At 70.1% G+C, this 10,458-nt stretch carries 9 protein-coding genes; 4 read left to right on the top strand and 5 right to left on the bottom strand.

Going from position 1 to position 10,458, the window contains the following annotated elements:
• Positions 1–7: 7 nt before the first annotated feature.
• Positions 8–841, bottom strand: coding sequence for an MliC family protein (locus KF737_RS16135; RefSeq protein ID WP_296457046.1), 834 nt, complete (start codon positions 839–841; stop codon positions 8–10).
• A gap of 127 nt (positions 842–968) precedes the next feature.
• Here KF737_RS16135 and gap point away from each other — a divergent pair, with 127 nt between their 5' ends.
• The 3 genes from gap to fba all read left to right on the top strand — a co-directional run bounded on the left by gap (position 969) and on the right by fba (position 4,437).
• Positions 969–1,979: a type I glyceraldehyde-3-phosphate dehydrogenase gene (gene gap / locus KF737_RS16140; RefSeq protein ID WP_296457049.1), complete on the top strand. Its 1,011-nt coding sequence runs from the start codon at positions 969–971 to the stop codon at positions 1,977–1,979.
• Positions 1,980–2,129: 150 nt separating this feature from the next.
• Complete coding sequence (gene pgk / locus KF737_RS16145) at positions 2,130–3,320, top strand: phosphoglycerate kinase (protein ID WP_296457053.1); 1,191 nt, start codon at positions 2,130–2,132, stop codon at positions 3,318–3,320.
• 31 nt (positions 3,321–3,351) lie between these two features.
• A complete protein-coding gene (gene fba, locus KF737_RS16150; protein ID WP_296457058.1) occupies positions 3,352–4,437 on the top strand; it encodes a class II fructose-bisphosphate aldolase in 1,086 nt (361 codons plus the stop codon).
• A gap of 150 nt (positions 4,438–4,587) precedes the next feature.
• Here fba and KF737_RS16155 read toward each other — a convergent pair whose 3' ends face one another.
• The 3 genes from KF737_RS16155 to KF737_RS16165 all read right to left on the bottom strand — a co-directional run bounded on the left by KF737_RS16155 (position 4,588) and on the right by KF737_RS16165 (position 9,002).
• Complete coding sequence (locus KF737_RS16155; protein ID WP_296457061.1) at positions 4,588–6,246, bottom strand: MFS transporter; 1,659 nt, start codon at positions 6,244–6,246, stop codon at positions 4,588–4,590.
• A gap of 123 nt (positions 6,247–6,369) precedes the next feature.
• Positions 6,370–7,416, bottom strand: a complete 1,047-nt coding sequence (locus KF737_RS16160) for an alpha/beta hydrolase (protein WP_296457063.1) — start codon at positions 7,414–7,416, stop codon at positions 6,370–6,372.
• A gap of 110 nt (positions 7,417–7,526) precedes the next feature.
• Positions 7,527–9,002 (bottom strand): M20 family peptidase, encoded by a 1,476-nt coding sequence (locus KF737_RS16165; protein ID WP_296457079.1) that lies wholly within the window; start codon positions 9,000–9,002, stop codon positions 7,527–7,529.
• Between the two features lie 138 nt (positions 9,003–9,140).
• Here KF737_RS16165 and KF737_RS16170 point away from each other — a divergent pair, with 138 nt between their 5' ends.
• Positions 9,141–9,935, top strand: coding sequence for an SDR family oxidoreductase (locus tag KF737_RS16170; protein WP_296457066.1), 795 nt, complete (start codon positions 9,141–9,143; stop codon positions 9,933–9,935).
• Positions 9,936–10,054: 119 nt separating this feature from the next.
• On the opposite strand, the gene KF737_RS16175 is transcribed toward KF737_RS16170, so the two are convergent.
• Positions 10,055–10,458 (bottom strand): hypothetical protein (locus tag KF737_RS16175; RefSeq protein ID WP_296457069.1); only part of this gene is annotated, 404 nt, incomplete at its 5' end.

Here is a 10,458-nt window from a genome sequence, read left to right on the forward strand (position 1 = left end):
TTGGGAGTCAGGGCGTGGGCTTGGTCTCGATCTTCGCGATGCGCCACTTGCGCTGCTCGGGGGTGGAGCCCGGCACGTCGTTGACGCGGCGCAGCGTGGCTTCGCCCTTCTCGTGGACCTCCGCGCCGGTCTTCAGGCGGCTGTAGATCGCCACCGGCACGGTCACGTAGATCGACCCCGCTGCGCCTTCCGGAGCGCCGGGGCCGCCGATCTGGGCGTCGTACTGGGCGTAGCGGTCGAAGCTCTTCGCGAAGGCCTCGGCGGTCGGATAGCCCGAGGCCTTGCCGCCGTCGCTCCAGAGCGCCCAGGCCCCGGCGTAGGCCCTCTGGCCGATGTGCGCATAGTAGGTCTGCACGACGTCGGCGGCGCCCTGCGGGCTCTCAGGCTTGAAGGGCGCCTCGGAGATCGGCGTGCGGTCGTCGGGCAGGCCGCCCGCCGCGCCGGGCGCAGGCGGCTCGACGGGGGTGAAGCCGCCGGCCGCGCCGCGGCAGGTGACGCCGACGTCGGTGGCGACGTCCTCGCCGGCCTTCAGGCGGCTGAGGCGGCCCTCGTCCAGGCCCTTGGTCCACCACTGCACGCCGTCGCCGACGTAGCGCGCGCCGCTGGCCGAGATCGCGGTCGTCAGGCGGTAGGTCCTGTCGCCGATGCGCAGTTCGGCCGACTGGCGGTCGTAGGTCGCGGTGATCCTGCGGCCGTCGGGGCACTCGTAGACGGCGGTGGTGACCGCGCTCGCGGCCGGCGTGGCGGCCGGCGCCCGCTCGGGCGAGCGGCCGCAGGCGGCGAAGGCCAGGAGCGGGGCCAGGACGACGGCGGGGGCCACGTGGCGAAGCTTCAGCGTCATGTCACCTGAACGCGCCAGATGCGGATTCGTGGCCTGAGCCGCCTCGCCTCCCTGGCGTCAGGGGTTGACTTGCGCGTCCCCCGCCTCAAGAACCCGGCCACACAAAAATCTGAAGGAGCCCCGCCCCATGGCTGTCCGCGTCGCCATCAACGGTTTCGGTCGCATCGGCCGCCTGGTCCTGCGTTCGATCGTCGAACATGGCCGCAAGGACATCCAGGTGGTCGCCATCAACGACCTGGGCCCGGTCGAGACCAACGCCCACCTGCTGCGCTACGACAGCGTGCATGGCCGCTTCCCGGCCGAGGTGAAGGTCGACGGCGACTTCATCGAGGTGGCGGGCCACGGCCGGATCAAGGTCACGGCGATCCGCGACCCGAAGGACCTGCCGCACAAGGACCTGGGCGTCGACATCGCCCTGGAATGCACCGGCATCTTCACGTCGAAGGACAAGGCCCAGGCCCACCTCGACGCCGGCGCCAAGCGCGTCATCATCTCGGCCCCGGGCGACAACGTCGACAAGACCATCGTCTACGGCGTGAACCACAAGACCCTGACCAGGGACGACGTGATCATCTCGAACGCGTCCTGCACCACCAACTGCCTGGCGCCCGTCGCCCACGTCCTGCAGGAGCTGTGCGGGATCGAGCGCGGCTACATGACCACGATCCATTCCTACACCGGCGACCAGCCGACGCTGGATACGATGCACAAGGACCTGTACCGCGCCCGCGCCGCGGCCATGTCGATGATCCCGACCTCCACCGGCGCCGCCAAGGCCCTGGGCCTGGTGATCCCGGCGCTGGCCGGCAAGCTGGACGGCTCCTCGATCCGCGTGCCGACCCCGAACGTGTCGGTGGTCGACCTGAAGTTCGTGCCGACCCGCCCGGTGACGGTGGCGCAGATCAACGACGCGCTCGAAGCCGCGGCCAACGGCCCGCTGAAGGGCGTGCTGGCGGTGACCAAGGAGCCGCTGGTCTCGATGGACTTCAACCACAACCCGGCCTCGTCGACCGCGGCCCTGCCGCAGACCCAGGTGATCGACGGCGGCCTCGGCCGCGTCCTGACCTGGTACGACAACGAGTGGGGCTTCTCGACCCGCATGAGCGACACCGCCGTCCACATGGCGTCGCTGATCTAGCCCGTGCTGGATCGCGGCGCGCCAGCGCCCCTCTTTCACCACCAAGCGCACGAAGATCACCAAGGCGCTTCTTCGCGGGCTGCCATCTTGGTGTCCTTGGTGGGCTTGGTGGTTCAAGAACAGCGCCCGCGGCGCGCAGGGGCCTAGCTCATGAGATTCAAGACCCTCGACGACGCCGATCTTTCCGGGAAGCGCGCCCTCGTCCGTGTCGACCTGAACGTCCCCATGGAGGACGGGCGGGTCACCGACGACACGCGGCTGCGCGCCGCCAGGCCCACGGTGGACAAGCTGCGGGCCGGCGGGGCCAAGGTGATCCTGCTGGCCCACTTCGACCGGCCCAAGGGCAAGGTCGTGCCGTCCATGAGCCTGAAGCCGGTGGTCGAGCCGCTGGCCAAGGTGCTGGGCGCGCCCGTCGCCTTCGCCGAGGACTGTGTCGGCCCGAAGGCGCGCGAGGCGGTGGCCGCGCTCAAGTCCGGCGGCGTGCTGCTGCTGGAGAACGTGCGCTTCCACGCGGGCGAAGAGGCCAACGAGCGCCAGTTCGCCGACGCCCTGGCCTCGAACGGCGACCTCTACGTGAACGACGCCTTCTCGGCCGCCCACCGGGCCCATGCCTCGACGGAGGCCCTGGCCAGGCGCCTGCCCGCCTACGCCGGCGAGCAGATGCGGCTGGAGCTGGACGCGCTGGACCGCGCGCTGGGCCATCCGGAGCGGCCGGTGATGGGCATCGTCGGCGGCTCGAAGGTCTCCACCAAGCTCGACCTGCTGAAGCACCTGGTCACGAAACTGGACAAGCTGGCCATCGGCGGCGGCATGGCCAACACCTTCCTCTACGCGCAAGGGCACGACGTCGGCGCGTCCTACTGCGAGAAGGACCTGGCCGAGACGGCGCGCGAGATCATCCGGATCGCCGGCCAGAACAACTGCAAGCTCTTCCTGCCGCTGGACGTGGTGGTGGCCGAGAAGATGGCGCCCGGCGCGCCGGCCCGGGTGCGGGATCCCGGCTCGATCGACGACGACGAGCGCATCCTCGACGCGGGGCCGGAGACGGTGGAGCGCCTCTGCCGCGCGATGAACAATTCGAAGACCCTGATCTGGAACGGCCCCCTGGGCGTTTTCGAGATGCCTCCGTTCGACAAGGGCACGCTGACCGCGGCCCGCCATGCCGCCGAACTGGCCAGGTCGGGCAAGCTGGTGGCGGTGGCCGGCGGGGGTGATACGGTGGCGGCCCTCAACGCGGCCGGCGTCTCTGCGGACTTCACGTTCGTATCGACTGCGGGCGGCGCGTTTCTTGAATGGATGGAAGGCAAGGCGCTGCCCGGCGTGGCCGCCCTGGCCCAGTAAGACACACGCTTAGGATACAGGTGGGGACCTGATGGCTCGGATTACGCTTCGACAGCTTCTCGATCACGCCGCCGAGCACGGCTACGGCGTGCCCGCGTTCAACATCAACAACATGGAACAGGCGCTGGCGATCATGGAGGCCGCGGAGGCCACCGACTCGCCGGTGATCATGCAGGCCTCGCGCGGCGCGCGCTCCTACGCCAACGACATCGTGCTGAAGCACCTGATCGACGCCATGGCCGAGATGTATCCGGCGATCCCGATCTGCATGCACCAGGATCACGGGAACAACGAGGCCACCTGCGCCACCGCCATCCAGTACGGCTTCACCTCGGTGATGATGGACGGCTCGCTGAAGGCCGACGGCAAGACGCCGGCCGACTACGACTACAACGTCAAGGTCACCCGCAATGTGGTGGACATGGCCCACTGGGTCGGCGCCTCGGTGGAGGGCGAGCTGGGCGTGCTGGGCAGCCTCGAGACCGGCATGGGCGAGAAGGAGGACGGCCACGGCTTCGAGGGCAAGCTGGGCCACGACCAGCTCCTGACCGACCCCGACCAGGCGGTCGATTTCGTGAAGGCCACCGAGGTCGACGCGCTCGCCATCGCCATGGGCACGTCGCACGGCGCCTACAAGTTCACCCGCCAGCCCGACGGCGACGTCCTGGCGATGAACGTGATCGAGGAGATCCACCGCCGACTGCCCAACACCCACCTGGTGATGCACGGCTCGTCGTCGGTGCCGCAGGACCTGCAGGACCTGATCAACAAGTACGGCGGCGAGATGCCCCAGACCTGGGGCGTGCCGGTGGAGGAGATCCAGCGCGGCATCAAGCACGGCGTGCGCAAGATCAACATCGACACCGACAACCGCATGGCCATCACCGCGGCCATCCGCCAGGTGTTCGTCGAGAAGCCCGGCGAGTTCGACCCGCGCGGCTACCTGAAGCCCGCCAAGGAGGCGATGCGGAAGGTCTGCATCCAGCGCTTCGAGGAGTTCGGCACGGCCGGCCACGCCTCCGGCATCAAGGCCGTCCCGCTCTCGGCCATGGCCAAGCGCTACGCCGCCGGCGAACTGGCCCCGAAGATCGACATCACCCGCGCGGCCGCCGAATAGGCGCCGCGCTTCCCTCCCCTTCATGGGGAGGGACAGGCCGCGCAGCGGCCAGGATGAGGCAGTCGGGATCACCCCCGACGCCGCATTCTGGCCCACACTTCCCCACCCTGGCCGCTCACGCGGCCTGTCCCTCCCCATTAAGGGAGGGAACTACGCCTCGATGGCGTTGCCCCGCATCTCCTTCACGAAGAAGACGCCCACGACGGCCGTGAAGGCCGCCACGACGATCGGGTACCAGAGGCCGTAGTAGATGTTGCCCGTGGCGGCGACCATGGCGAAGGCGGTGGTGGGCAGGAAGCCGCCCAGCCAGCCGTTGCCGAGGTGGTAGGGCAGCGACATCGAGGTGTAGCGGATCCGGGCCGGGAACATCTCGACGAGCGCCGCGGCGATCGGGCCGTAGACCATGGTCACGTAGAGCACGAGCAGGAAGAGCAGGCCCACGACCAGCGGCTTGTTCATCTTCGCGGGGTCGGCCTTGGCGGGGTAGCCGGCGGCCTTCAGCTCGGCGGCGAAGCCCTTGGTCCAGGCGTCCCTGGCAGCCTTGAACTCGGCCGACGACATGGCCTCGCCGCCCTGCAGCGCGGGGATGGTCTTCTCGCCGATGCGGATGACCGTGGGCGCGGGGTCCTTCGGCGAGACGTTGACGTAGCCGACGCCGGCGTTGGCGAGGGCGCCCTTGGCAACGTCGCAGGCGCTGGTGAAGGCCTGCTTGCCGACCGGGTCGAACTGGAAGTGGCACTCGGACGGGTGAGCCACCACCATGACCGGCGCGCGGGCGGCGGCGTGGGCGAGGTCGGGGTTGGCCGCCTCGGTGAGCGCCTTGAAGATCGGGAAGTAGGTGAGCGCGGCCAGCACGCAGCCCGCGAGGATCACGGGCTTGCGGCCGATCCTGTCGGAGAGCCAGCCGAAGACGACGAAGAACGGCGTGCCCAGCGCCAGGCCGATGGCGATGAGCGTGTTGGCGAGCGCCCCGTCGACCTTCAGCGTCTTCTCCAGGAAGAACAGCGCGTAGAACTGGCCGGTGTACCAGACCACCGCCTGGCCGGCGGTGAGGCCCAGGAGCGCCAGCAGCACCACCTTCAGGTTCGGCCACTGGCCGAAGCTCTCGGCGAGCGGCTTCTTCGAGGCCTTGCCCTCGGCCACCATCTGCCGGAACACCGGGCTCTCGCCCAGCCGCAGCCGGATCCACAGCGAGGCGCCCAGCAGCAGGATCGAGACCAGGAACGGCACGCGCCAGCCCCAGGCCTTGAAGGCGTCCTCGCCCACCTGGCCGCGGACGATGAGGATCACCACCAGCGACAGGAACAGGCCCGCCGTGGCGGTCGTCTGGATCCAGCTCGTGTAGAGGCCGCGTTTGCCCGGCGGCGCGTGCTCGGCGACGTAGGTGGCCGCCCCGCCGTATTCGCCGCCCAGAGCCAGGCCCTGCACGAGGCGAAGGGTGATGAGCAGGACGGGCGCGGCGACCCCGATGGTCTCGTAGCTGGGCAGGAGGCCCACCACGAAGGTGGAGCTCCCCATCAGCAGCATGGTGACGAGGAAGGTGTTCTTGCGGCCCCAGAGGTCGCCCAGGCGGCCGAAGACGATGGCCCCGAACGGCCGGACGGCGAACCCGGCGGCGAAGGCCAGCAGCGCGAAGATGTAGCCCGTGACCTCGTTCACGCCTGAGAAGAAATGGGTGGTGATGAAGGAGGCGAGCGAGCCGTAGAGGTAGAAGTCGTACCACTCGAAGACGGTGCCGACCGATGCGCCCGCGACCACCATCGCGGTCCCCTTCGGAGCTGATCCCGCCCCCGCCCCGGCCGCCGCCATGCCCGTGTCTCCCCGCCCGTTCGTTGGAGGGGACGGTAGGGCCTGGGGCGACTCTGCGGCAACAGGGTTCGTCCCTTCAGGGCCTCGGGGCCCGCCTCGGCGGCGCGGCGGGCATTGCGCCCGTCAGTCTCCGCGGGCGAAGCGGGCGAGGTCGGCGGCGGTGTCGCGGCTGATCTCGGGGCAGGCGATGGAGAAGACCTCCGTGCCGTGGATCGTGCCCATCACCTGGCGGCAGCGGGCGGGCTGGCCGGCGCGCAGCAGCAGGCGATAGAAGCCGACGCCCTCGTCCCGCAGCGGGTCGCACTCGTTGACGCTGATGACCACGGGCGGCAGGCCGCGGACGTCGGCCTCGCTGGCGAAGCCGGGCCAGGCGAGCGGGTCGTTCGCCTCGAACGCCTCGATGCCGTAGGCCATGGCGCCGCGGTTGTTGTGCAGTTCCAGCAGCAGGCCGTTGTTCTCGACCGACGACGGGTTGTCGGGGTGCGGCCATTGGCCGGCGATGTAGGGGCAGAGCGCGTAGAGGCCCTTGATGAGCCCGACGTCGCCGTCCTTCAGGAGCTTGAGGCCGGTGGCGAGCGTGAGGTTGCCGCCGCCGCTCTCGCCCGCGACGATCAGGCGATCGGGGTCGAAGCCCAGCGCCTCGGCGTTGGCGTGGGCCCATTTCACGGCGCTGACGCAGTCGTTGAGCCCGGCCGGGAACGGCAGCACCTCGGGCGCGCTGCTGGGGCGCAGCGCGTTGCGGAAGTCGGGCATGACGACGGTGACGCCCATGCTCGCGATGATGCGGCCCCATGAGGCGTACATGCCGTTGAAGGCGCTCATGGTCTGCATGCCGCCGCCGTGGATGTAGACGACGCCCGGGAGTTTCTCAGACGTGTCGGGGCGGATGACGGCGGCCTGGATGGTGTTGCCGTCGGGCTGGGAGACGAAGGTCTCGCGGCGGATGGAGAGGCCCCTGGACGGCGCGTTGGCCTCGCTGTCGCAGGCGTCGAACAGGCCCTGCATGGCGGCCTCGGCGGCCAGCGCCATCGGCGTGTTGGCCTCGGCGATGAGGGCCTCGCGGCTGGCGATGTCGCCCACCGGCGGACGGTCGGGCCAGCCGAAGACGGCCTTGATGCGCGGGTCGATGCGCGGGTCGCGGGCGAGCTTGGAGGCGGGAACGTCGTTCATGGGCTTCTCCCGGAGGGTCGCGAACAGCGTGGCAGGCGCACCCCCGCCTGTCATCCCGGTTTCACCGCGAGGCGAGGACCGGGATGACAACGTTGGGGAGAGCGGCCGCGCTACCCCGCGCTCGTCACGATCAGGCGGGCGTAGAACTGGACCATCTTCTCCAGGTTCTTCAGCGTCATGTGCTCGTTGGTGCCGTGGATCATCTCGATGTCGCTCATCTCGAACTCCACGGGCTGGAAGCGGTAGACGTCCTTGGCCACCGGCGCGAGGTAGCGGCTGTCGGTGCCGGCGGTCACCAGGCTGGGCGCCACCGGCGCCTGCGCCACCGCCGCCGCGGTCGCGGCCACCATCTTCCAACCCCACGAACGGGTCGACGACACCGGCGACGGCTCGTTCGGCGTGCGGGTCCAGGCGAGTTCCACCGGCAAGGTCCCCACCGCGTTCCTGGCCCGCGCCATCACGGTGGCCGAGGTGTCGCCCGGCGCGATGCGGTAGTTGATGAAGGCCGTGGCGTCCTGCGGCAGCACGTTCTCCTTCGGGCTGCCCTTCAGCATGGTGGGCGCGATGGTGGTGTGCAGCAGGGCCGCGCCCGAGGGCGTCGCCGCCGCCTGCTTGGTCATCAGCGGCCCGAACAGCCACTCGTTGGCCACGGCCATGCGGATGGCGAAGGGCGCGGTCGGCGCCAGCGAGCGGACCATGTCGGCGCCGGGGCCAGTGAACTTCAGCGGGAAGCCCTTCTCCGAGATCGCCGTCACCGCGCGCGCCAGCGTCACCACGCCGCCGCCGTCGGCCGGCGGGGCCGAAGAGTGGCCGCCCGTCGCCGGCGCGGTCACCTTCAGCGTCGCATAGCCCTTCTCGGCCGTGCCGATCACCGCCAGCTTGCCGCCGCTGACCGGGTTCTTCAGCAGCACCGCGAGGCCCTCGTCGAGCACGAACTCGGCGGTGATCCCCTGGCTCTTGAGGTAGGCCGCCGCGGCCGGCGCGCCCTGGCCGATGGCCTCCTCGTCGCCGCCCGAGACGACGATCACCGTCCGCTTCGGCTTGAACCCCTGCTTCAGCAGCGCTTCCGTCGACTCGAAGATGCCGATCAGCGAGCCCTTGTCGTCGATGGCGCCCCGGCCCCAGACCGCGCCCTCGGCGATCGCGCCGCCGAACGGCGGATGCTTCCAGTCGCCTTCCGTCCCGGCCGTCACCGGCACCACGTCCTGGTGCGCCATCAGGACGATGGGCGCGAGCGACGGGTCGCTCCCGGGCCAGGTCATCACCAGCGTCCGGCTGGCCAGCTCCACCTGCTGCATCGCCGTGTGGCTCAGCGGATAGGTCTGCGCCAGCATCTCGTGCAGCTTCGTCCACTCGGCGTCGACGTCCTCGGCGCGCTCCTGGTGGCGCACGGTCGGGATCTGGATCGCCTGGCTGAGATGCTGCGCGGCGAGGTTCACGTCGACGGCGATCGCCGGCGCGACCTTCACGTCCGCCAGGTCCGCCATCCCGGCCGGCCTGAACGTCAGCGTCCGCGCCACGACCACCACCGCCAGCACCACGACGACCAGCAGCAGCCCCAGCAGAACCCGCCCCACGACACGCATCATCGAACCCCTCCGACCTCCCGCGCAGCTTTGCCGTCCCTCCGTCGAGGTGTCATCTCGTTTTGGGACGGCTTGACCGCACGTCACCACCCATCGCAAATGGCCGCCAACTTAAACAAGTGTTTGGAGGAGCCCGCGATGGCCGTACTGGAAGCCCCCAAGGTGAGCGCCAAGGGCCTCTTCGATCTCACCGGCAAGGTGGCCGTCATCACCGGCTCGTCGCGCGGCATCGGCCGCGCCATCGCCGAGCGCATGGCCCAGCAGGGCGCCAAGGTGGTGATCTCGTCCCGCAAGGCCGGCCCCTGCGACGAGGTGGCCGCCGGCATCAACGCCGAGTATCCGGGCCACGCCATCGCCGTGCCCGCCAACATCTCGTCGAAGGAGGACCTGCAGCGCCTCATGGACGAGACGCGCAAGGCGTTCGGCCAGATCGACATCCTGGTCTGCAACGCCGCGTCGAACCCGTTCTATGGCAGCCAGCTCGACATCAGCGACGACGCCTTCAACAAGATCCTGTCCAACAACATCGTCGCCAACAACTGGATGATCCAGATGGTGGCGCCCGAGATGAAGGCCCGCATGGACGGGTCGATCATCATCATCTCGTCCATCGGCGGCCTGCGCGGCAGCCAGGTGATCGGCGCCTACTGCATCTCCAAGGCCGCCGACATGCAGCTCGCCCGCAACCTCGCCGGCGAGCTCGGCCCCTACAACATCCGCGTGAACTGCGTGGCGCCGGGCCTGGTGAAGACCGACTTCGCCAAGGCGCTGTGGGACAATCCGGCGGGCGAGGAACGCGCCTCCTCCGGCACCCCGCTGCGCCGCCTGGGCGAGCCCGACGACCTCGCCGGCGCCGCCGTCTACCTCGCCAGCCGCGCCGGCGCCTGGACGACGGGGCAGACCATCGTCGTCGACGGCGGCTCGACGAGCTGAGTCAGCGTCTCAAAAACACGTGTCATCCCGGTTTTGGCGACGTCGCACTCTGGCGTAAGTTCTTCTTATGTTCCAGATGTGCAAAAGCGCAAGCGGCGCCTGATCGGCCTCTGCCGGAACTAGCGGATCGCGCTCAGCGCCACGGTGGCCGAGGCTTCCTCGATGCGGGCGCGGTCGGCGGGGTAGGCGGCGTCGGCGGCCTGGTAGCGCTTGCCCAGCCTGTCGATGGCGGCGGTGAGCGTCGCCTGCTCGGCGGCCAGCGCTGTACAGCCCTCGTAGGCCGCGAGCTCGGGCGTCGCGGCGCACTGGGCGATCGCCGCGTCCAGCGCGGTGGTCTGCGCCGCCGCCGTGGCCCGGAGCGCCGCCAGCCCGTCGTCGTGCGCCTTGTGCGCCTGGTCGGCCTCGGCCCGCGCCGCGTTCACCGCGCGCGCATCGCCGCGCTGGGCGGCGGCGACGGCCCGGTCGGCCGCGGCGCGGATCCTCTTCTGGCCCGCGTCGATCGCCGCCAGCTCGGTCGCGGCGG

The sequence above is a fragment of the Phenylobacterium sp. genome (assembly GCF_019636135.1).
Classification (GTDB): domain Bacteria; phylum Pseudomonadota; class Alphaproteobacteria; order Caulobacterales; family Caulobacteraceae; genus Phenylobacterium.

Bases quoted from the DNA above. Each gene is read 5' to 3' on its own strand.
- KF737_RS16135 (WP_296457046.1), bottom strand. From the start codon at position 841: ATGACGCTGAAGCTTCGCCACGTGGCCCCCGCCGTCGTCCTGGCCCCG.
- gap (WP_296457049.1), top strand. From the start codon at position 969: ATGGCTGTCCGCGTCGCCATCAACGGTTTCGGTCGCATCGGCCGCCTG.
- pgk (WP_296457053.1), top strand. From the start codon at position 2,130: ATGAGATTCAAGACCCTCGACGACGCCGATCTTTCCGGGAAGCGCGCC.
- fba (WP_296457058.1), top strand. From the start codon at position 3,352: ATGGCTCGGATTACGCTTCGACAGCTTCTCGATCACGCCGCCGAGCAC.
- KF737_RS16155 (WP_296457061.1), bottom strand. From the start codon at position 6,246: ATGGCGGCGGCCGGGGCGGGGGCGGGATCAGCTCCGAAGGGGACCGCG.
- KF737_RS16160 (WP_296457063.1), bottom strand. From the start codon at position 7,416: ATGAACGACGTTCCCGCCTCCAAGCTCGCCCGCGACCCGCGCATCGAC.
- KF737_RS16165 (WP_296457079.1), bottom strand. From the start codon at position 9,002: ATGCGTGTCGTGGGGCGGGTTCTGCTGGGGCTGCTGCTGGTCGTCGTG.
- KF737_RS16170 (WP_296457066.1), top strand. From the start codon at position 9,141: ATGGCCGTACTGGAAGCCCCCAAGGTGAGCGCCAAGGGCCTCTTCGAT.